At 62.4% G+C, this 20,522-nt stretch carries 20 protein-coding genes and 1 tRNA gene; 12 read left to right on the forward strand and 9 right to left on the reverse strand.

The features are described 5' to 3' along the window. Positions 1-192: 192 nt before the first annotated feature. From NKK50_RS14860 to NKK50_RS14875, 4 genes are read left to right on the forward strand one after another with little or no spacing between them, the layout of a single operon-like run. Complete coding sequence (locus NKK50_RS14860; protein WP_023835086.1) at positions 193-1,770, forward strand: ABC transporter ATP-binding protein; 1,578 nt, start codon at positions 193-195, stop codon at positions 1,768-1,770. Beyond that, positions 1,767-2,891, forward strand: a complete 1,125-nt coding sequence (locus tag NKK50_RS14865; protein WP_027050893.1) for an ABC transporter permease — start codon at positions 1,767-1,769, stop codon at positions 2,889-2,891. Before NKK50_RS14860 ends, NKK50_RS14865 begins: the two co-directional genes overlap by 4 nt. Further along, complete coding sequence (locus NKK50_RS14870; protein ID WP_023682526.1) at positions 2,891-3,811, forward strand: ABC transporter permease; 921 nt, start codon at positions 2,891-2,893, stop codon at positions 3,809-3,811. Before NKK50_RS14865 ends, NKK50_RS14870 begins: the two co-directional genes overlap by 1 nt. A 50-nt stretch (positions 3,812-3,861) precedes the next feature. Continuing rightward, positions 3,862-4,929, forward strand: coding sequence for a BMP family ABC transporter substrate-binding protein (locus NKK50_RS14875; protein ID WP_023682527.1), 1,068 nt, complete (start codon positions 3,862-3,864; stop codon positions 4,927-4,929). Between the two features lie 139 nt (positions 4,930-5,068). On the opposite strand, the gene rimO is transcribed toward NKK50_RS14875, so the two are convergent. The 6 genes from rimO to NKK50_RS14905 form a co-directional block, all read right to left on the reverse strand. After that, on the reverse strand, positions 5,069-6,382 hold the full coding sequence (gene rimO / locus NKK50_RS14880; RefSeq protein ID WP_023691314.1) for a 30S ribosomal protein S12 methylthiotransferase RimO: 1,314 nt from the start codon (positions 6,380-6,382) through the stop codon (positions 5,069-5,071). Positions 6,383-6,521: 139 nt separating this feature from the next. Continuing rightward, positions 6,522-7,181 carry a TerC family protein gene (locus NKK50_RS14885; protein WP_023668959.1) on the reverse strand — a complete coding sequence of 220 codons (660 nt, stop codon included), beginning with the start codon at positions 7,179-7,181 and terminating at the stop codon, positions 6,522-6,524. A 261-nt stretch (positions 7,182-7,442) separates the two neighbouring features. Continuing rightward, positions 7,443-7,850, reverse strand: coding sequence for a DUF930 domain-containing protein (locus tag NKK50_RS14890; protein ID WP_032889884.1), 408 nt, complete (start codon positions 7,848-7,850; stop codon positions 7,443-7,445). A gap of 119 nt (positions 7,851-7,969) precedes the next feature. After that, positions 7,970-8,896, reverse strand: a complete 927-nt coding sequence (locus NKK50_RS14895) for a glycosyltransferase family 2 protein (protein WP_352499978.1) — start codon at positions 8,894-8,896, stop codon at positions 7,970-7,972. Further along, the gene (locus NKK50_RS14900) at positions 8,897-10,117 is read right to left on the reverse strand and encodes an FAD-dependent oxidoreductase (RefSeq protein WP_352499977.1); all 1,221 of its coding nucleotides are present in this window, start codon (positions 10,115-10,117) and stop codon (positions 8,897-8,899) included. A gap of 43 nt (positions 10,118-10,160) precedes the next feature. Continuing rightward, on the reverse strand, positions 10,161-10,550 hold the full coding sequence (locus NKK50_RS14905) for a sugar 3,4-ketoisomerase (RefSeq protein WP_023696117.1): 390 nt from the start codon (positions 10,548-10,550) through the stop codon (positions 10,161-10,163). Between the two features lie 431 nt (positions 10,551-10,981). Here NKK50_RS14905 and NKK50_RS14910 point away from each other — a divergent pair, with 431 nt between their 5' ends. Then, positions 10,982-11,704 (forward strand): hypothetical protein, encoded by a 723-nt coding sequence (locus tag NKK50_RS14910; RefSeq protein WP_023668954.1) that lies wholly within the window; start codon positions 10,982-10,984, stop codon positions 11,702-11,704. Positions 11,705-12,051: 347 nt separating this feature from the next. Here the strand turns inward: NKK50_RS14910 and NKK50_RS14915 are convergent, their stop codons facing one another. Then, entirely contained in the window at positions 12,052-12,243 is a 192-nt protein-coding gene (locus NKK50_RS14915; protein ID WP_023668952.1) for a DUF3606 domain-containing protein, read from the reverse strand. A gap of 186 nt (positions 12,244-12,429) precedes the next feature. On the opposite strand from NKK50_RS14915, the gene NKK50_RS14920 reads away from it, so the two are divergent. Beyond that, positions 12,430-12,591: a hypothetical protein gene (locus NKK50_RS14920; protein WP_023691300.1), complete on the forward strand. Its 162-nt coding sequence runs from the start codon at positions 12,430-12,432 to the stop codon at positions 12,589-12,591. Between the two features lie 147 nt (positions 12,592-12,738). Here NKK50_RS14920 and NKK50_RS14925 read toward each other — a convergent pair. Continuing rightward, positions 12,739-12,828: transfer RNA gene (locus tag NKK50_RS14925), tRNA-Ser, on the reverse strand. Positions 12,829-13,038: 210 nt separating this feature from the next. After that, entirely contained in the window at positions 13,039-13,569 is a 531-nt protein-coding gene (locus NKK50_RS14930) for an MgtC/SapB family protein (protein ID WP_023728036.1), read from the reverse strand. Positions 13,570-13,813: 244 nt separating this feature from the next. On the opposite strand from NKK50_RS14930, the gene NKK50_RS14935 reads away from it, so the two are divergent. The 6 genes from NKK50_RS14935 to NKK50_RS14960 all read left to right on the forward strand — a co-directional run bounded on the left by NKK50_RS14935 (position 13,814) and on the right by NKK50_RS14960 (position 20,520). After that, positions 13,814-15,022, forward strand: coding sequence for a septal ring lytic transglycosylase RlpA family protein (locus NKK50_RS14935; RefSeq protein ID WP_023835237.1), 1,209 nt, complete (start codon positions 13,814-13,816; stop codon positions 15,020-15,022). A 103-nt stretch (positions 15,023-15,125) separates the two neighbouring features. After that, positions 15,126-16,292 (forward strand): D-alanyl-D-alanine carboxypeptidase family protein, encoded by a 1,167-nt coding sequence (locus tag NKK50_RS14940; protein ID WP_352499975.1) that lies wholly within the window; start codon positions 15,126-15,128, stop codon positions 16,290-16,292. A gap of 72 nt (positions 16,293-16,364) precedes the next feature. Next, entirely contained in the window at positions 16,365-17,039 is a 675-nt protein-coding gene (tmk, locus tag NKK50_RS14945; protein WP_023668949.1) for a dTMP kinase, read from the forward strand. Then, positions 17,036-18,091, forward strand: a complete 1,056-nt coding sequence (locus NKK50_RS14950) for a DNA polymerase III subunit delta' (RefSeq protein ID WP_023835238.1) — start codon at positions 17,036-17,038, stop codon at positions 18,089-18,091. Before tmk ends, NKK50_RS14950 begins: the two co-directional genes overlap by 4 nt. Before the next feature lie 90 nt (positions 18,092-18,181). Beyond that, positions 18,182-19,732: a methionine--tRNA ligase gene (metG, locus tag NKK50_RS14955; protein WP_023745048.1), complete on the forward strand. Its 1,551-nt coding sequence runs from the start codon at positions 18,182-18,184 to the stop codon at positions 19,730-19,732. Then, positions 19,732-20,520, forward strand: a complete 789-nt coding sequence (locus NKK50_RS14960; RefSeq protein WP_023696113.1) for a TatD family hydrolase — start codon at positions 19,732-19,734, stop codon at positions 20,518-20,520. Before metG ends, NKK50_RS14960 begins: the two co-directional genes overlap by 1 nt. Positions 20,521-20,522 lie beyond the last annotated feature (2 nt).

The following is a 20,522-nucleotide window of genomic DNA, read 5'->3' on the forward strand; positions in this document are numbered from 1 at the left end:
GTTTTGCCGCGACGCCAGGCACTGTTTGCACGAAAAACCGGGCGATCGGTCTGTTGTACGAAGCAGGTCGGTCTTTACCCCTTGAGTTTCCGCTGAAATTCTTGAAGCTCTTTCAAGGTGGGTGCTGCTTTCGCACGAGAGCGGCCAGCGCATACCATGCTGGCGGGAACACAGAACATGTCCGGGAACCGGATGGGAGGCACTGTGAGTGCAGATCATGATGGAGCGAACCTGCTTGAGGTTCGTGGCCTGACCAAGATATTCGGCACGCTGACGGCGTGCGATCATATCGACCTCAACATCGCCAAGGGCGAGATCCACGCGCTGCTTGGCGAAAACGGCGCCGGCAAGTCGACGCTGGTCAAGATGCTGTTCGGCTCGCTGGAGCCCAATTCCGGCGAGATATTCTGGAACGGCGAAGCGGTGCGGATCACCAGTCCGGGCATGGCGAAGAAGCTCGGCATCGGCATGGTGTTTCAGCACTTTTCGCTGTTCGAGGCGCTGACCGCGGCCGAGAATATCGCTCTGTCTCTGGATGACGGCTCACCGATCAGCTCGATCGCGGCCAAGGCGAGGGCGCTTTCCTTCAGCTATGGCCTGCCGCTCGATCCGGACTCGCTGGTCGGCGATCTCTCGGTCGGCGAACGCCAGCGCATCGAGATCATCCGCTGCCTGTTGCAGACGCCGCAGCTCATCATCCTCGACGAGCCGACCTCGGTGCTGACGCCGCAGGAAGCCGACAAGCTGTTCGAGACGCTGGAGCGCCTGCGCTCCGAGGGCAAATCCATCCTCTACATTTCGCACCGGCTGGAAGAGGTCAAACGCATTTGCGACCGCGCCACCGTGCTGCGTCACGGCAAGGTCGTCGGCCATTGCAATCCGCGCGAGGAAACGGCTTCGTCGCTGGCCCGCATGATGGTCGGTAACGAGGTGAAGGCCGTGGTGCGTGCGCCGGCCGAAGGCATCGAGACCGCGCAGCCGCTGCTCGAAATCCGCGCCCTCAGCCGCAAGCCGGCAACGCCGTTTTCGATTCCGCTGAAGAATATCAACCTCACTGTGCGCGCCGGCGAGGTGATCGGCATTGCCGGTGTCGCCGGCAACGGCCAGGGCGAGTTCTTCGAATCCGTCTCCGGCGAGGTGCTGCAGCAGGACGCCGCATCCGTGCGCATCCGCGGCAAGGATGCCGGCTCGCTCTCGATCACAGGCCGGCGGCTGATGGGCGCTGCCTTCGTGCCGGAAGAACGCCTCGGCCATGGCGCGGCGCCACGCATGAAGCTTTCGGAAAACCTGCTTCTGTCGCGGCACGCCACCGACGGCAAGGTTTTTGTCGGCGTCGGCGGCGCCGTCAAAAGCGGTGCGGTCTATGCCGCCGCCCAGCGCATCATCGTGGCGATGGATGTGCGCAAGAGCGCGCCCGATCCGGAAGCTGCGGCCCTTTCGGGCGGCAATCTGCAGAAATTCATCGTCGGTCGCGAACTCGACCGCAGCCCTGCCGTCATGGTCGTCAACCAACCCACCTGGGGCGTCGACGCCGGCGCCGCCGCTCATATCCGCCAGGCGCTGATCGAACTGGCGCGCAGTGGCTCGGCGGTTCTGGTCATCAGCCAGGACCTCGATGAGCTGTTCGAGATTTCGGACGCGATCGCGGTCATGCACAATGGCGAATTGTCGAAGCCGCTGCCGATCGCCGAGGCCACTTTCGAGAAGATCGGCCTGTTGATGGGCGGCGCCGAGCCCGGCCACGCCGAACATGGTCTGGAGACGGCATGATGCGCCTCGAACTCGTCAAACGCCCACAGCGCTCGATGCTGTTTTCGGCGCTGTCGCCTTTCATCGCCTTCGCTCTGACGATCATCGCCGGCGCGGTTCTGTTCGCGCTGCTCGGCGTCAACCCGCTGACTGCTTTCGGGATTTACTTCATCGAGCCGATCAGCCAGGTCTGGCAGCTGCATGAGCTGGCGATCAAGGCCGCGCCGTTGATCCTGATCGCGGTCGGCCTGTCCGTCTGCTACAAGGCCAACATCTGGAACATCGGCGCCGAGGGACAGTTCATCCTCGGCGGCATTTTCGGCTCGGCCATTCCGGTGCTGTTTCCCGGGTTCGAAGGCCCGCTGGTGCTGCCGCTGATGCTGTTGTTCGGCATGGTCGGCGGCGCCGCCTACGCTGCAATCCCGGCTCTCTTAAAGACGCGCTTCGGCACCAACGAAATCCTGACCAGCCTGATGCTGGTCTATGTCGCCCAGCTTTTCCTCGACTGGCTGGTGCGCGGTCCCTGGCGCGATCCGCAGGGCCACGGCTTCCCGCAGACGATCCAGTTCAACGACTCGGCGGTGCTGCCGGAACTGATGCCGGATGCCGGCCGCGCAAATTGGGGTTTTGTCTTCGCTCTCATCGCAGCCGTGCTGATCTGGGTGCTGATGAGCCGCCTGCTCAAGGGTTTTGAGGTCCGCGTGCTCGGCTCCAGCCCGAGGGCAGGGCGCTTCGCCGGTTTCGGCCTCAACCGCATGGTGTTCTTCGCCTTCCTGCTGTCAGGCGCGCTGGCTGGGCTTGCCGGCATTTCGGAAGTCTCCGGCGCCATCGGCCAGCTCCAGCCGGTGATCTCGCCCGGCTACGGCTTCACCGCCATTATTGTCGCGTTCCTCGGCCGGCTCAATCCGCTCGGCATTGTCGCCGCCGGCCTGGTGCTGGCGTTGACCTATCTCGGCGGCGAGGCGGTGCAGAGCGCGCTCGGCATTTCCGACAAAGTGGCACGCGTGTTCCAGGGCATGCTTTTGTTCTTCGTGCTCGGCTGCGACACGCTCATCCACTATCGCATCCGTCTGGTCGGCATGGCGCTGACGAAAAGCGCGGCGAAGCTTGAAGCCGCGCCGAAGTTGAAGGAAGCCCGCTGATGGACATCGCCGTCAACATCCTTTTGACCATCGCCACGGCGGCGACGCCGCTTTTAATAGCGGCCATCGGCGAACTGGTGGTCGAGCGCTCCGGCGTGCTCAACCTCGGCGTCGAAGGCATGATGATCATGGGCGCCGTCGGCGGCTTCGGAGCCGGCTATCTCACGGGATCGCCCTGGATGGGCCTGTTGGCGGCAATTGCCATGGGCGCGGTGTTCTCGCTGCTGTTTGCGGTGATGACGCTGTCGCTCGCCACCAATCAGGTGGCGACCGGCCTGTCGTTGACGCTGCTCGGCCTCGGCCTTTCCGGCATGATGGGGACCAGCTTCGTCGGCCAGCCCGGCGAGCGGCTGCCAAACCTCTACGTTCCGGTGCTCACCGACATTCCCGTGGTCGGCAGGCTGTTGTTCGGCCAGGACCCGATCTTCTACATCTCGATCGCGCTGACGGCGGCCGTCATGTGGTTCCTGTTCAAGACCCGCACCGGCCTCACTCTGCGCTCGATCGGCGACAGCCACACATCGGCGCATGCGCTCGGCATCAAGGTCATCCGCTACCGCTATCTCGCGGTCATCTTCGGCGGCGCCTGCGCCGGCCTTGCCGGCGGCCATCTGTCGCTGGTCTACACGCCGCAATGGGTGGAGAACATGAGCGCGGGCCGCGGCTGGATCGCGCTGGCGCTGGTCGTCTTCGCCTCCTGGCGGCCGTGGCGCGTGCTCGCCGGCGCCTACATCTTCGGCGCGGTGTGGATCGGCCAGCTTCATGCACAGGCATTTGGCATTCCGGTGCCTTCGCAGCTGCTTTCTTCTCTGCCCTATCTGGCAACCGTCGTGGTTCTCGTTCTAATCTCGCGCAACAAGCGTCTGACGATGATGAACACGCCGGCTTCCTTGGGGCAGCCATTCGTTCCGGATCGTTGACAACAAAAACAAACGGGAAGCTCCAAGGCTAAACTCAGAGAGGTAACACAATGAAAAAACTGCTTATTGCGTTGATGACCACGACCGCCGCCATGTCACTGGCGGCGTCCGCGCAGGCCGCCGACAAGTTGAAGGCATGCTGGGTCTACACCGGCCCGATCGGCGACTTCGGCTATTCCTACCAGCACGACCAGGGCCGCCTCGAGGTGGAAAAGGCGCTCGGCGACAAGGTCGAAACCGCCTATCTCGAGAACGTCTCGGAAGGTCCCGATGCCGACCGCGCTTTCGAGCGTCTGGCGCGCGAAGGCTGCAAGATCATCTTCGGCACCTCTTTCGGCTTCATGGACCCGGAAGTGAAGGTCGCCAAGAAGTTCCCCAAAGTGATGTTCGAGCACGCCACCGGCTACAAGACCGCTGACAATCTCGGCATCTACAATGCGCGCTTCTATGAAGGCCGCTATGTGCTCGGCCAGATCGCCGCCAAGGAATCGAAGGCAGGGGTCGCCGGCTATATCGTTTCCTTCCCGATCCCCGAAGTGGTGATGGGTATCAACTCCTTCATGCTCGGCGCGCAGTCGGTCAACCCGAACTTCAAGGCCAAGATCGTCTGGGTGAACTCCTGGTTCGATCCGGGCAAGGAAGCTGACGCGGCCAAGGCACTGTTCGATCAGGGCGCCGACATCATCGTTCAGCACACCGATTCCACCGCTGCCTTGCAGGTGGCGGAAGAGCGCAAGCTGCACGGCTTCGGCCAGTCCTCCGACATGATCAAGTTCGCGCCGAACGCGCAGCTGACCTCGCTGACGGACGAATGGGGGCCGTACTACATCAGCCGCGTTCAGGCAGCGCTCGACGGCACCTGGAAGCCGGACAATGTCTGGCTCGGCATCAAGGACGGCGCCGTCAAGCTGGCGCCCTTCACCAACATGCCGGACGATGTGAAGGCGATGGCCGAGGCAACCGCCAAGAAAATCGCAGATGGCTGGAACCCCTTCACCGGACCGGTCGCCAAGCAGGACGGCACGCCGTGGCTCAAGGACGGCGAAGTCGCCGACGACGGCACGCTGCTCGGCATGAACTTCTATGTGAAGGGCGTCGACGACAAGTTGCCGCAGTAAATATCGGAAACGCAAAGGAGAAGGGGCGCCGCGCGGCGCCCTTTTTCATTTCGCGGGCTGCACGCTTCGACTGCGAAACCGCGCCGAGGGCTGTGCCAAAAATCCGAGGGCGCCGGGAGGCGCCCTTTTTGGTAATTTTCTAAACCGCCGAGCCGTAAAGGTCGTAGGCGTCGGCGCGGTCGATCTTGACCGTGACGATGTCGCCTTGGCGCAGCGGGCGGCGCGACTGGATATGCACCGAACCGTCGATCTCGGGCGCGTCGTATTTTGTCCGGCCCTTGGCAGACGTGCCATGCGCCTCGTCGATCAGCACCGGCAGGCGCTTGCCGACCTTCTTGGCCAGCTGCGTCGCCGAGATCTTCTGCTGGCGCTGCATGAAGCGATGCCAGCGCGCTTCCTTGATCTCCTGCGGCACCTGTTCGAGGCCGAGATCGTTGGAGCGGGCGCCGCGGACCGGCTCGTATTTAAAGCAGCCGGCGCGATCGATCCTGGCCTCGTCCAGCCAGTCGAGCAGCATCTCGAAATCCTCGTCGGTCTCGCCGGGGAAACCGACGATGAAGGTCGAGCGTATCGCCAGATCCGGGCACACCTCGCGCCAGCCGCGAATGCGCTCCAGCGTCTTTTCGCCATGGGCTGGACGGCGCATGTTCTTCAGCACCTGCGGCGAGGCGTGCTGGAAGGGGATGTCCAGATAGGGAAGGATTTTTCCATCCGCCATTAGCGGGATGACATCGGCGACATGCGGGTAGGGGTAGACATAGTGCATGCGTACCCAGATGCCGAGCTTGCCCAGCTCCTCCGAAAGGTCGAGGAATTTCGCCCGCACTTCGCGGTCGCCGAACATCGACGTCTGGTACTTGATGTCGATGCCGTAGGCGCTGGTGTCCTGCGAGATGACCAGCAGTTCCTTGACGCCGGCCTTGGCCAGCTTCTCGGCCTCGCGCAGCACATCGGCCGCCGGGCGCGAGACGAGGTCGCCGCGCAGTGCCGGAATGATGCAGAAGGTGCAGCGGTTGTTGCAGCCTTCGGAAATCTTGAGATAGGCGTAGTGGCGCGGCGTCAGCTTGACGCCTTGCGGCGGCAGAAGGTCGATATAGGGATCGTGGCTGGGCGGCGCCGCCTCATGCACCGCGGCCATCACGCTCTCATAGGCCTGCGGGCCGGTGATGGCGAGGACGTTGGGGTGTTTCTCTCGTATGACGTCCGGCTCGGCGCCGAGGCAGCCGGTGACGATCACCCGGCCGTTTTCCGAAAGCGCCGAACCAATGGCGTTGAGCGATTCGTCGCGGGCCGAATCGAGAAAGCCGCAGGTGTTGACGACGACAAGGTCGGCGCCGTCATGCTTGCGCGCGATCTCATAGCCTTCGGCGCGCAGGCGCGTGATGATGCGCTCGGAATCCACAAGCGCCTTCGGGCATCCAAGGCTGACGAAACTGACGCGAGGCGCAGACATGAGAAACATTCCGGGTTTTTCGGGATCGGCGGCCAGTACCACACTTATTGCGGCATTGGTATGGGCAGCGGCTGCGGCGAACGCGACCACTGCCTCCGGCAGATACCCGTAATATACAGAAGCTGTAGGACCGGCAGAGTCAGCTCACCACAGGACTGACATGCGGCCAGACCTCGACAACGCCGCGATAGACCATATCGATCGCGACGTAGAGAATGATCAGCAGGCCGACATAAGCGATCCAGCGGTGGCGGTGCAGCAGCTTGGCAATGAAGCTCGCGGCCAAGCCCATCAAGGCGATCGACAGCACCAGGCCTATGACAAGCACCGGAAAATGATCGCGCGCCGCACCGGCGACCGCCAGCACATTGTCCAGCGACATCGAAACATCGGCGACGACGATCTGCAGGGCCGCCTGGCCGAGCGTCTTGCGCGGCGCCTTGCCACCTACCGTTCTGTCGCTGTTGAGGTCGGAATCGGAGAGCGCCTCGGTCGCCTCGAACTCGTCGGCATGCGACGTCCGCAGCTCGCGCCACATCTTCCAGCACACCCACAACAAAAGGATGCCGCCGGCCAGCAGCAGGCCGACAATGGCAAGAAGCTTGACGGTGACGGCGGCAAACAGGATGCGCAGCACAGTCGCCGCCAACACGCCGATCAGGATGGCTTTCTTGCGCTGCTCGACCGGCAGGCCGGCGGCGGCAAGGCCGATGACGATGGCATTGTCGCCGGCAAGCACCAGATCGATGGCGATGACCTGGAGGAGGGCCGTCATGCTTGCAGCGCTGAAAATGTCCATCGACCGGAGCCCCTTGCTGTATCGGCGTGTTCGTCGTCGGATATGCCGACGCCCTAACGTGTATGGTTCCCGCGCGTCAAGAGACTGCCGGCGCAATTCCAGGAAAAGTGCGTAGCGGTTTTCCGTCCGGAATCATGCAAAAACAAAGAGTTAGAGTGGGTCAGCGCTCTATAAAAAGCTGAACCGCTCCAACGGCCGACGCTGAAAGCCACGGGAATAGGGAAGGTCGTTCTGCCAGAGAGAATTCTGGTCGCAGCGAATTCAGTCGTAGAGATTGTACTTCGCCCAGTCGGCTTCCGGAATCTCGTCGCCGATGCGGTAACGGAACTGCAGGACCTCCATATGGTCAGGCGCCGTCTCGCATTTGAACTTCAGCCGGTACCACTGCCCCTTGCTGCGGAAGGCAGCGCCCGGGCTGCGGATGGCATCGGCCTTCATTTCCGGCGTCGCGAAGGCGTAGGCGACGACGCGGTCTGCCTTGTACTTGTGGTCGTCATGGCTGATGCGGTCGAGCACTTCGGCGTCGCATCTCTGCTCCAGCCGGGTCTCCGGGTCGAGTTTCAGCAGGCCGGCGCGCAGGGCGGCGTCCATCGCGTGGGCGGGCCAGGCCAGCGTCACCGAGGCCAGCGCCGCAAGGAATAGTTTTTTCATGGGCGGGAGAACGACCATAACTCGCGTGAAAAATCAACCGGAGTGCCATTTTGGGGCAGCCGGATATGCGCGGAAATCGTCGTTGGCCGGGCAGGGTGTCTTGACGCAGCCGCTTTGACACGTCGCCGGCGCCATTCTTAATTGTCCGGGCTGCCATGCACCGATTGCCTGTTTCGCCGTCTTTCCGCTTCTCGCGATCGCGGCAGCCACCGCCACGGCCGCAAGGCGATATAGGCAGCGAGGAAGGTTCTCTGTGCAAGGCCGGCCTCGCTGTGCCAGACCTCCCTTATCCCCGCCGCCCTCAATGCCCTTCGTTGGGTGCTGTTGCGTTCCCAGCGCCGGCTGATGCTGCCCGCCCGATAGTATTTGTGGCAGAGCACTTGCGGCACGCGGACAAAGCCGCCGAGCAGCGACAGATGCAGAAGCCAGGTCCAGTCGGCGCTGAATTCGCCTTGGCTGTTGGGCTTGATCCCGCCGCTGCGGTGGAACGCCCAGGCCCTGAATACCCCACGGTTGGGGACCCACCATCCATGCGGCTGGCGCGCCATCACTCGGCCACGCGCAAAACCGTCCTGCAAGCCCTCCAGCAGGTCGAACTTCCACGTGGCACTTTCGCCTCTGACTTCGATCACTTCGACATCGCTGAACGACAGTACGGCCTCGGGATTGGCATCGAGCGCCCGCACCAGCGCCTCGATATAGTTTGGATCGATGACGTCGTCATGGAAGGCAAAGAACATCAATTCGCCGCTGGCATTGGCCATCAGATCGTTGGAATTCTTCAGCCATCCCAGGTTTTTGTCCCGACGCAGGATGCGGACATCGTCGCGGCCGCCGGCGAAGGCCGAAACGATCTCGAATGTCGCGTCGGTCGAATTGTCCTCGCCGACCAGGATCTCGATATTGTCCCAGGTCTGCGCGGCGAGGCTGTCCAGCGTACGCGAAATGAATGCCGCCGAATTGTAGCATGGCACCAGCGCCGTGACCTTCGGCCGCCAGCCGGATCGAAGCTCGACTTGTTTCTGCGCTACCTGCTTCGCGCCGCCCTGTTCTGTCTCACACATTCAGTCGATCCCGCAGATTTGCCGCGCCAGCCTGTCGGCAAGCCACGGCGCCGTCGAATATTTACCTGTGTCGACCGAGATGTAGTTGCCGAAGCGGTTGATCCCGAATTGGTCGCGGCAATGGATCGTGGCTTTCGGGTCGCTGAGCGAACCACGCCCTTGCGCAAACACGAAGCCGCCGCGCGCCTCAAGCTCCTCGGCATCGTCGAACATGCTGGAAACACTGGGCACCAACCGGGTGAGCGTGGCGCGAACGTCGCCGATGAACCGCTGTCGTGCGTCGGCATCGAGCGCTTGTGGCGTTTCAATCGACAATACGCCACTCTCCGCAAGCAACCCGCTCGGATACCAGGAGAGATAGAAGTTACGCCCGTCATAGTTTTTTATGTCGCCGAATGGGCCAAGGGCGACGACCGCGCACGGCACATCGACAGGCTGGCTGGTGCGGCCGAACAGGCAAAGCCGGTAGCGGTGCGACCATCCGGGAACCGGCTCGATGCCGGCCGTGCGGTCGACAGCCAGCCGCCCCTCCCATAGGCAATTGACGACAATGTCGAACGCCTCGCTTTTCTCGCCTGCGACCGCCACGCGCCATTTCCCGTCAATTCCGTCCACCGGCTTTGCCGACAGGACTTTGGCCGCCATTCGCAAGCTGATGTTGGGTTCACCCCGAAGCACGGCGCAAAGCCGGTCGGCAACCCATCGCGTGTTGATGGATCGCTCCGGCACCTGGAAGCCGCCGACGATCTGGTCCGAGTTGGTGACATCGGCCAATTCAGTTCTGGAAAGCCGTTTCGACCGCGCCGCCGATACGTCGGCAAGGTAGCTGGTGGCGTCAGCGTGGCTGCGCACCAATACATCCACACGTTCAAAGATCGCCCCCAGCGCCTCGGCAGCGACGATCGAGTTGCGATGGACCAGATAAAGGTCTTCCGAAAAGGTCGTGTGCGCTTCCAGATTGCTTCCGATCAGCTCGGAAACAAGCCTGCCGAAACACAGTCCTCCCGAAAGCAGATGCCGGGCGGTCAGCAGCGAGGGATCGTTCCCGTAGAGATAGCCGAGATGAATCTTGCCCTCGTTCCAACGGCTGGCGCAGGCCATCGGCTCGCTCTCCTTGTCGAAGAGGGACACCGCGTAGCCTCTGCGGGCCATCATGAGAGCGAGGCTGGCGCCCATGATGCCGGCGCCGAGAATAGCCATTCTGCCGCGAGGCGCTGTCATGTCCTGGCGCGCATCGCGGCCTCTCCTTTCCCGATGAGTGTCATCAGGGGTTCGATACGTAGTTTTCAGGGTCGTATTCGGTATCGCAGAAAACCAGCAAAGACGGGTTCTCGCCTTCATAGGTCTGCAGCGCCCACACCGGGGCATCGACCAGCACCGCGCGGTTCGATGCGGTGAGCGTCAGCCGTTCGATCTGTTCCTGATAGCGAAATTCGATGCCGATCTCGCCCGACAGCTGCATCATCAATTGCCGGCCCGAGCCGTGTGCATGTCCGCCCCGCGACGTGCCGCGCGGCGCGGTGACGACGAACGCCCGCACGGCTTGGAAATTGTAACCGCTGAACTCGATAGCGGTCAGCATTCCCCTGGGATCGCAATGTAACGAAGTGGGGATCTCGGTGACCTTGCCGCCAAAGAACGTTCGATGCTGCATAACGTAAGCCCGCCAGATGCCGGTCGAAATTTACCTCAGACTAGCGCTTACATCAAAAGACAGTTAATACAACCACTTAGGCGGTGTTTTGGGACACAGCAGCGGATCGATGTCGAGCTCGGCCTCAGGCCGATACGGTGCCGACTACCGAAGGTCGCCGCGCCGTCACGACTTCTGAGTCGCGGCCGAAACCACGGCTTAAGACCTTGGTCCGATCGGTCTAGGACCTTTGAGTTCGGAAGGCCGGCCGGTCCCAACGAGGGTGATCTACTTCAGCAATTTCAAAGAGTTATGCTGGTTGGCGTTTCGCCGGCCGGCCGCTTCGTTGTCGCAATGAAAGCACAGCTATATCCAAGTTTACCCTTTGTGTTAGCGATTCCTCATGTTGCCCGCTATAGCGGTTAGTGGCGGTGGCAATCTCGGAGGTAGTTATGACATCCCGAAAGACCCTTTTTGCTGCATTTGCGGTGTTCTCGCTTCTGGTGTCGCCGGCCCTGGCTGCTGCTGGTGGCAACGGCCATGGTAACGGCCATGGCAATGGTAACGGTAACGGCAATGGCAATGGCAATAGCGGAGGAAACGGTAATGCTGGCGGCAATGGCGGAGGCGGCGGTTCGCTCGGCAAGTCGGCATCCGCCAAGGGCCAGGTCGCCAAGGCCGCTACCGGTTCAGTGTCCAAGGAAAAGAATATCCATGCCAAGCTGGGCCGATTGAACTCACTGCAGCGCAACGCCAACGCCTTTATGCACTCCAAGAGCAAGAACTTCGCTGGCGTGCAGGCTTTTGTGACACAGTCGGCAATAGCCAAGAACGCTCAATCGGCGCTCGATGCCGCTAATCAGGCGGTTGCCGACGCCAAAGCGGCGCTCGACGCGCTGAATGCGAAAGCGGCTGACCCGAATACCCCGCCCGAAGATGTCCCGACGCAGGCCGACCTCGATGCAGCACAGGCAGCGCTCGATGACGCCACCCAGGATGCGGCCGCTGCTCAGACCGCCGCCACAGCTGCCGCTGCCAACGTCCCATCGATCGATGCAGCCCTTGCCCAAATGGCCAACAAGCCCGTTGACCCTGAGGTGACAGATTGGGCCAATAGCGTACTTGCCGACAAGATCGACCAAGTAGCCGCCAAGCTGGCGCCGGCCGCGCCTTAAGGCCCCATGCGGCGGCAGCGATCCAATCGACGATAAGCCGTCGGGTCCGCCCGGCGGCTGCACCTTTCTCGCCTATCTGCAGCGTTGGTCCCAATGCAGGTCCGAGATTCTGGTCATGGCTATTTTGCGAAATCTCCAGCCGAGCCGCCGTCCTCAAGGCTGAATTCATGCGTGCTTCGCGCATCTTCATCGACCACACGAAACCAATGCTCCTGAAGCGCTCTAGGCGACACCCTTTGGCCCGTGACCTTCTCTACCGCAGATAACGGATCATCGGCGCTCGTGGCCTGAGTTGAGACACACTCCTCTCCATGCCACTCTTCCACCTGGTACTCTGGCATGCCGGCCTACCTACCGCTCCCCAGAGCCTTCGCTTCCCGCTCCAGCGTCTCGCGTCGGTTGCCGTGCTTCGCGATCAATTCCTTGACCTGCTGCGGGGTGATGCCGGCCTTGGTGGCGAAATACTCGACTTCATAATCCTCATCGGCAGAGACGCGGTCCCGATCGCGGAAGTCCGTCTTCGTTTTGTCGTCGGCCATTTGCTTTGCTCCTGGTTGAATGATCAACCGCAACGTGCAGCCGCAGCCTTTTGTTGCAGCGGAGCCCGGATTTCCGAAACGGTCACATGGGAAAACGGCCCTCAGTCGCAGGAGGTGCTGGTGTTGCTGTAACTTTGAACGGAACGGTTCTTCTCCTTGACGGTTGTGACGTGAAGGAGATGCCTCATGTTTGAAAGTGTGATGTGGTTGATCGTCGTTGCTGGTGGGCCACTGTTGCTGGCCCTATTGATGGCATACGTTCTTATGACCCGACGCCACCGTGGTCCTGCAGAACGCATGGAAAGCGACCGCGCGACCAAACGGCTCTATCGCCAGGACGAACGTTGATCCTGAGGCTGGCGCAACGTTTGCGCTCACGCTGGCCCGCTGCCTCGCGGTGGCAGGCTTCTTCGTTTTAGGAAGTTAGGAATAACTTAGGAAAGATTTGGCCCTCTTTGAAAATACAGAGGCAATTCAGCACGGTAGCCAAATATCTGGCGGAGGGAGTGGGATTCGAACCCACGGTGGGCTTGCACCCACGCCGGTTTTCAAGACCGGTGCCTTAAACCGCTCGGCCATCCCTCCAACGTGACTTTTCAATCATCTAGGAACATCAACCGACCCAGTGAACGACAGTTGGTATCGAATGATACCTATCCTTCCGGACCAGCTTGCGGTTCATTTCTCTAGAGCGTTGCCCATCGCCAAGTCAACCATCGGCGCTGCCATGGATAATAGGGGGTGGCGTTCGTTACCCGAACGGAGCTGCGAACCCGTTTTCGAAGGAGCCGGGATCTAATTGCGATCCTTGCTGCCGACCTGCACAAGTTGCAGAAGACCCAGCACGACAAGTGCGAGCAAGGTAGCCAAAGCCGCGATCTGCCAGAACCCGAGCCCAACCGCCAGGCCTATGGCGCCTGCCAGCCACATGCCCGCCCCAGTGGTAAGCCCTTGAACCTCGCCCTTGGAGAAGAAGATCAAGCCCGCGGCCAGAAATGCCACGCCGGCAGTCGTGGCTTCGATCAAGCGGATAGGATCAATGGCGATTTCCTGACCATCGAAGACGTGAAGATGAGTAATCTCGATCGTGAGGATGGCAATTAGAGCCGTCGCAACACAGACTAGGATGTGTGTCCTCAATCCGGCCGGCCGGTTGCGCCATTCGCGTTCGATCCCAACGATGGAGCCAAGGACGGCCGCGAGCAAAAGCCTGGCTGAAATTACGGAAAAGGGCAGCCACGTCTGTTGCCCGAAACGTTCAATGAATTCATCCATGAGGCGCAGAACGTATCTCGGGTCGGTCGGTTCCAGGCAGCCGCGCTTCATGCCACAGGTTCACACCCAGACTCCAAAGGACAGAGGTCTCGGATGCCTCCTCACTGGCGCCCGGCCAGCCCGGGACCTGGCCGCCACATTCCTGCCCGGTTCCGGACACAATCGATTAATACGCTGATAAACAATTCCTGCGCACAAGGGATGGGGATTGGCGCGTCGCAGGCATTGCTCATCTGGCTCCGCCGAAATTCTAGAAGCGGCGCCTGTGTCGAGACGGTAGGGGACATCGGAAAACATGCAGACCACGACGCATCGGCGTCTTCGTCGCGCTCCTGCTTTGGTGTTGTGCGCTCTTTCGGCTGCGTTGCTGGCCGCGTGCGCGTCGCCGCAGTCCGAGCCGAAAGCCATGGTCTACAAGAAGCCTCGCTCGAAGGAATATTTTGCCGAGACCGAGTACGGCGTGAAGGCCAGCCCGCGCGTTCAGTACATGCGGCGCGGCGGCGGCCGCGACCAGTTGGGCAAGCCCTATCAGGTGCGCGGCAAGTGGTATTACCCTAAGGAAGACAAGCGCTACGCCAAGGTCGGTCTCGCCTCCTGGTATGGCGATGCCTTCCACGGTCGTCTCACAGCCAATGGCGAAGTCTACGACATGACCCATCTGACCGCGGCGCATCCGACCATGCCGCTGCCGAGCTATGCCCGTGTCACCAACACCGAGACCGGAAGCTCGGTCATCGTGCGCGTCAACGACCGCGGCCCCTATCATGAGGGACGCATCATCGATGTCTCGGAACGCGCCGCGCAAATGCTCGACTATGCCAAGGTCGGCACGGCCAGGGTCAAAGTGGAATATATCGGCCGCGCGCCGCTCGACGGCGACGACGACCAATATCTGGTCGCCTCCTATCGCCCGGGCAACAACCGCCCGGACCCGTCCGATGGCTTGCCGACCGGCGTCATGGTGGCGATGAACGGACCTTCGCCGAGCCTATCTGTTGGCGCACCCCCTGCCGTAGTGCCGTTTCCTGGTCAGTTGACGAATTCCGACACACAGCCAGTGATGTCGATGCAGGCACCGGCCTCAAGCGATGTGACGCTGCCTGAATTCGGGCCGATCGTGCCTCAGCGCCCGGAATCGTCCTTTGCCGTGGCTTCGCTCTCCTATGCGGATGAGCGCGTACAGCGCGCCGACGTCTTTGCAGCGCTTGACGACCAGGGCATGTCGCCAGCCGACATCCTGCAATCGTGGAAGAAATCCAACCCGCAGGCGGCGCCTGCCGTTTCCGACTATGTCGCCGCCGGCTCCTTCGACGATGCCGCCGAGGCAAAGCGGGTGGCTGCGGCCCTAAAACCCTTCGGCAGGACGGAAATCCAGAGCACCGAGCTCGACGGCAATGACTGGTACGCGGTCAATCTCTATCCGGATGGCCACGGCAATGTCGACGACCTCTTGCGCGCGGCATGGTCGCATGGCGCGCCGGACGCGCTGGCTGTGCGCAACTGACCAACAAAGGCACGCCGGTTTTGTGATTGCGCGGTTGATCCGCCGGGAAGAAGCCTGATAGCGTTGCGGCAAGTTTCTGCCGGCTAACAGGTCAAGCCTCTTCATGCGATTTCGCCTTTTCCACCCTTTTGCCGGGCTTTTTGGCCTTGGCTTCTTGCTTGCCGCGCTGGTTCCGGCCAACGCGCAGCTTTTCGAGACCAAGGCCACGCAGGCTTTCATGATCGATGCCGAAACCGGCACGGTGCTGTTTTCCAAGGATGCCGACCAACCGATCCCGCCGGCCTCGATGGCCAAGCTGATGACCATGGAGATGGTCTTCAACGCCATCAAGTCGAAGCGCATGAGCCTCGACGACACCTTCGTGGTTTCGGAAAATGCCTGGCGCAAGGGCGGTGCGCCTTCGGGAACGTCGACCATGTTCGCCAAGCTTAAATCGGCGGTCCGGGTCGAGGACCTGATCCAGGGGGTCACCATACAGGCCGCCAATGACGGCTGCATGGTGCTGGCCGAAGGCATGGCCGGTTCGGAAGAGAATTTCGCCGCTCAGATGAACGATCGCGCGCGCCAGATCGGGCTGCCGAAATCGACATTTGTCAATTCCACCGGCCTGCCAGCCGACGGCCAGCAGACGACAGTGCGCGAACTGGCGCAGCTTGGTCTGCATATATGGCGCGAATATCCGGATCTCTATCTCTATTACGGCCGGGCCGATTTCACCTGGAACAAGATCTCGCAAAAGAACCGCAACCCGTTGCTGGCCATGGGCATCGGTGCCGATGGGCTGGCGGTCGGGTCGAGTGAGGCGGGCGGTTTCGGCATCGTCGGCTCGGTCAGCCATGACGGGACGCGGGTGATCGCGGCGATGAGCGGATTGGCCAACGACCGCGAGCGCGCCGAGGAAGCGCGCAAGCTGCTTGAATGGGGCGTCCGCTCCTTCGAGAAGACCGAGATTTTCGCCAGCAACGAAGTGGTCGGCGAGGCCCAGGTGTTCGGCGGCGCCAAATCCAGCGTAGCGCTGAAGGCAAAGGCGCCCATCGACGTCCTGCTGCCGATCGCCAACCGCGACAAGCTGACCGCCAGGATCGTCTATCAGGGGCCGGTATCGGCGCCGGTGGAGGAGGGACAGCCCGTCGGCGCGCTGCGCGTCTGGATCGGCGACACGCTGAGCCAGGAAACCCCGCTTTTCGCCGCCGAATCGGTTGGCGTCGGCACACTGCCGCAACGAGCGTTTGATGCCGCCAGGGAACTGGCCGTAGGCTGGCTGCGTTGAGTTCCTGCGGCGTGGACCTTTTCTCGGGCGCGGACTAAGACACCAGCGCAAAGCAGGACAAAGGCCTTTCGATTGGCAAGCGGATTTTTCATCACCTTCGAAGGCGGCGAGGGCGCCGGCAAGTCGACGCAGATCGAGCGGCTGGCCCAGAAGATGCGCGCCAAGAAATACGATGTCCTCCTCACCCGCGAACCCGGGGGGTCACCCGGCGCCGAGGCGGTCAGGCACGTGCTCCTGTCCGGCGCCGCCGAGCCTTTCGGGCCGAAGATGGAGGCGCTGCTGTTTGCCGCCGCACGCTCCGACCATGTCGAGCAGGTCATCCGGCCGGCGGTGGAGCGCGGCTCCATCGTGCTTTGCGACCGTTTCCTGGATTCGTCGCGCGTCTATCAGGGCGTCACCGGCGGCCTCGATCCGGCTTTCATGGAAGCTCTGGAGGAGGTCGCCATCAACGGCATGATGCCGGACATGACGCTGATCCTTGACATTGACCCCGCCGAGGGCTTGCGGCGCGCCGCCGCGCGGCGTGGCGCCGAGGACGGTCCGGACCGCTTCGAAAAGGAGACGCTGGACATCCACCAGCGCCGCCGTGACGCCTTCCTGGCGATCGCAGCCGCCGAGCCGGACCGCTGCATCGTGATCGACGCGTCGGCGCCTCCCGCTGCGGTGGAGGATGTCATCACCGCGGTGGTGTTCGCCGCACTTGAGGCGAGGGCGCCCGCGCGCAACCGACAGGCGGCGCCCGCATGATCTTCGAACGCATCGCTCCCGAGCAGCACGACACGCTGGACGGTGTACCGGAGCCGTCCGAGACGCTGCGCCTGGTCGGCCATGAGCAGGCGGCCGCGATGCTCGCTGCCGCCTATCGCTCGGGAAAACTGCCGCATGCGTTGATCTTTGCCGGGCCGGTCGGCATCGGCAAGGCGACGCTTGCCTTTCACCTGGCGCACCATCTGTTGAAGCATCCGGCCTTCGACCAGGCGCCGGACACGTTTGCCGTTCCCGATCCGGCCTCACCGCTGTTTCGCCAGATCGCCACCGGGGCGCATCCCGGCGTGCTGCACCTGACCCGGCCGCTGAACGACAAGACCAAGAGTTTCAAGACCGTCGTCACCGTCGACGAGATCCGCAAGGTCAACCGCTTCCTGTCGCTGACCTCGCATGACGGCAGCTACCGGGTGGTGATCGTCGATCCGGCCGACGACATGAACACCAACGCCGCCAATGCCTTGCTGAAGAACCTCGAGGAGCCGCCGAGCCGCACGCTGTTCATCCTCATCGTGCATGCGCCGGGCAGCCTTTTGCCGACGATCCGTTCGCGCTGCCAGATGGTGCGGCTGACGCCGCTCGATGCCGGCAGCCTGATGAGTGTTCTGGAGACCGTCGAGCCGCCGCCACCTTCCGATCCTGCTGCGCGCGCGGCACTAGCGGAACGGGCAGGGGGCAGCGCCCGCAATGCGATCCTTCTGACCCAATATGGCGGGCTGGAGATTGCCGGCACCCTCGACGCCCTGGTCACGTCGGGCAGGAGCGACATCGCCGGCGCCTATCGCCTTGCCGAGGCCGTCGCCGGCCGCGACCAGGCGATCCAGTTCGACATCTTCAACCGCCGCGCGCTCGATCTGCTCTCCACCGGCGCCAGTGAAGCCGCGCTGGCTGGGGATCTCGCGCGGGCGAAAACGCTGTCCGACACTTGGCACGAGGCGCTGAACGCCATATCTGAGACCGATACCTACAATCTTGACAAGAAGCAGCACGCCTTGACCATGATCGACCGCCTGAATTCCGCAATGCGAATGTGACCGGTTTCGGCATTGGGGCGGGATGGCAATCGCCGTCTCGATGCGATATCCACCGCTCACATTCATTCGGCCATTCATGACGGTTCATTCATGTCACGCGACACATTCTACATCACGACACCAATTTTCTATCCGAACGGCAAGCCGCATATCGGCCACGCCTATACGGTCATTGCGACCGACGCGCTGGCCCGCTTCCAGCGCCTGGACGGCAAGGACGTGCTCTTCCTCACCGGCACTGACGAACACGGCCTCAAGATGCAGCAGACGGCCGAGAAGGAAGGCATAACGCCACTCGCGCTTGCCGACCGCAACTCGGCGATCTTCCGTTCGATGACAGAGGTCCTGGGCGGCTCGAATGATGATTACATCCGCACGACGGAACCACGCCACTACGAGTCGTGTCAGGCGATCTGGAAGGCTATGGCGGCCAATGGCGACATCTATCTCGACCGCTATAGCGGCTGGTATTCGGTCCGCCAGGAAGCCTATTTCGAAGAGAGCGAAACCACGCTCGGCGACGACGGCGTGCGGCGCGAGCCGCTTGGCTCGCCGGTCGAGTGGAACGAGGAGGAAAGCTACTTCTTCAGGCTTTCCGCCTATCAGGACAAATTGCTTGCGCTGTACGAAAGCCAGCCCGATTTCGTCGGTCCGGCCGAGCGCCGAAATGAGGTGATGAGCTTCGTCAGATCCGGCCTCAAGGATATCTCGGTCTCGCGCACGACCTTCAATTGGGGCGTGCCGGTGCCCGGCGACGACAAGCATGTGATGTATGTCTGGGTCGATGCCTTGACCAACTACATCACCGCTGCCGGCTATCCCGACACCAAGGCCGAGCAATGGCGCTACTGGCCGGCCACGCACATTATCGGCAAGGACATCGTCCGCTTCCATGCTGTCTACTGGCCGGCTTTCCTGATGTCGGCCGGCATCGAACTGCCGAAGCGCGTCTTCGCGCATGGCTTCCTGTTCAACCGCGGCGAGAAAATGTCGAAGTCGGTCGGCAATGTCGTAGACCCCTTCACCATGGTCGAGCATTACGGCCTCGACCAGGTGCGCTATTTCTTCTTGCGTGAGGTGCCATTCGGCCAGGACGGCAGCTACAGCCATGACGCGATCGTCAACCGCACAAATGCCGATCTCGCCAACGGTCTCGGCAATCTGGCGCAGCGCTCGCTGTCGATGATCGCCAAGAACTGCGGCGGCGTGGTGCCGCATCGCGGCGAGCTGACCGAAGCCGACAGCGCGATCCTCGACCAGGCGGTGGAAGCGCTGGGTACCGCGCGCCACGCGATGGCGGAACAGGGCATCCATCTCGCGTTGGCGGCGATCTTCGGCGTTGTGGCGGAAGCGGATCGCTACTTCGCCTCGCAGGCGCCCTGGGCGCTGAAGAAGACCGATCCGGCGCGCATGGAAACAGTGCTGTGGACGACCGCCGAACTGGTGCGGCGCGTGGCATTGCTGTGCCAGCCCTACATTCCGGGGTCGGCCGGCAAGCTGCTGGACCTGCTGGCGGTGCCGGCGGACAAGCGTGACTTCGCGCATGTCCATGCCGACTATGCGCTGGTGCCCGGCACGGCGCTGCCCGCGCCGGAGGGTGTGTTTCCGCGTTATGTCGAAAACCCTGAGGCGAGCGCCTGATGCTCGTCGACAGCCATTGCCATCTCGACTTTCCGGATTTCACCGAGGAGCGGGCGGCCATCGTCGCCCGCGCCAAGGCTGCCGGTATAGGTCACATGGTGACCATCTCGACACGCGTGAAGCGGTTTGCGCAAGTGCTTGAGATTGCCGAGAGTTTCGACGAAATCTATTGCTCGGTCGGCACTCATCCTCACAATGCCGGCGAAGAGCTGGATGTGACGGCTGAGGACCTTGTGCGCCTGTCCGCGCACCCGAAGGTGGTGGCGATCGGCGAGGCCGGGCTCGACTATTTTTACGACAAGGCGCCACGCGATGCGCAGGCGCAGGGCTTTCGCACTCACATAGCGGCCGCGCGCGAGACCGGCTTGCCGCTGGTGATCCATTCGCGCGATGCCGATGACGACATGGCTGCCATCCTCGAAGACGAAACAGGGAAGGGCGCCTTCCCCTTCATCCTGCATTGTTTTTCGTCGGGGCGACGGCTGGCAGAGGTCGGCGTGGCGCTTGGTGGCTATGTGTCCTTCTCGGGCATACTGACCTTCAAGAACTCCGCCGATTTACGCGCCATCGCAGCCGATGTGCCGCATGACCGGCTGCTGGTCGAGACCGACGCACCGTATCTGGCGCCGGTGCCGTTCCGCGGCAAACGCAACGAGCCGGCCTATATCGCGCATACAGCCAAGGTGCTGGCGGAGACGGTCGGCGTTGGCGAAGCCGAGATCGCGACGCTGACGACGGCAAACTTCTTCCGGCTGTTCGGCAAGATGCCGCGGCCCGCCGGGCTCTGACG

It is taken from the genome of Mesorhizobium sp. M0001 (genome assembly GCF_040324255.1).
Taxonomy (GTDB): domain Bacteria; phylum Pseudomonadota; class Alphaproteobacteria; order Rhizobiales; family Rhizobiaceae; genus Mesorhizobium.